The organism is Mesorhizobium sp. M1312 (genome assembly GCF_040318115.1).
Lineage (GTDB): Bacteria > Pseudomonadota > Alphaproteobacteria > Rhizobiales > Rhizobiaceae > Mesorhizobium.
The window spans coordinates 1-908 of sequence record NZ_JAMYLQ010000099.1 but is presented as its reverse complement, the minus strand read 5'-3'; the positions used below and the strand labels follow the sequence as shown (position 1 = coordinate 908).

Annotated in this window: 1 protein-coding gene and 1 pseudogene; both read right to left on the bottom strand. The window is 54.7% G+C overall.

Features of this window, described 5'->3' with window-relative positions:
- Positions 1–653, bottom strand: a 653-nt coding sequence (locus NKH36_RS34685) for a M20 family metallopeptidase (protein ID WP_352966312.1), incomplete at its 3' end; no start/stop codon positions are given.
- A 34-nt stretch (positions 654–687) separates the two neighbouring features.
- Positions 688–908, bottom strand: a pseudogene (locus tag NKH36_RS34680) (aminotransferase class V-fold PLP-dependent enzyme); the annotation flags it as partial.

Below are 908 nucleotides of genomic sequence, written 5' to 3'. Positions count from 1 at the left end.
TCATTGATTTTGTCGAGCGCCAATATGACCTTGGCCATTCCTGTAATTGCGTTGACCCCGAGATGAGGCTTGGAGCTATGAGCGGGCACGCCCTCAACTTCAACCTGCCAGCGGACCGAACCTTTATGTGCAACGACAAGCTCCAAGTCAGTGGGCTCACCGACTACTGCAGCGTCGTATGAAACACCTGACTGAGCGATTGCCCGCGCTCCTTTCTTTCGGTATTCCTCATCGACACTCGCGGCCAAGACGATGGTGGCTCGGGGCTTGCGTTCTCCGAGCGTGCTGAGCGCAATTAACATCGCCGCCAACGGGCCCTTATCGTCACAGCTTCCTCGCCCATATATCCGCCCCTCCCTTTCCTCTGGAGAAAATGGATCTGCCACCCAATTATCGACGGGCACAGTGTCCATGTGAGATACGAACAGGACGCGCTTGGAGGGGTCTTGTCCCGGAACCCAGGTAAAGAAGTTCGAACGACCGTCAGTTACTTCTTGATACTCGAACGGCAAATTTCGTTCTCGACAAAATGTCTCGAGAAATGCGGCGACCTTCTGTTCCCCACTCCCTTGTGCTGAGGCCGAAGGGTTGATGCTCTCAATTCTGACCAACTGCTGGAGGAGCGCGACGGTCTGTGAGCTTGTTGATGACATAGATACTCCTATCTCCCAAGACGTGAAATTTTTGCTACGACAGCCAATCCTTAGTGAGGCGGACAACCTGATCGACCTCGTCGGCGGTGTTGTATAGGTGCAGCGAAAAGCGCAGCATGCCCCGGCGCATTGAGACGATCACTTGATTTTTCATCAGGTGATCGTGAAGCGTCTGAATGCGGCTTTCGCCTGCGCGCGAGCCGCCAAGGCTCGCAGGATCGCCGAGAGCTACAATACTTCCAGTATGATCCCCGG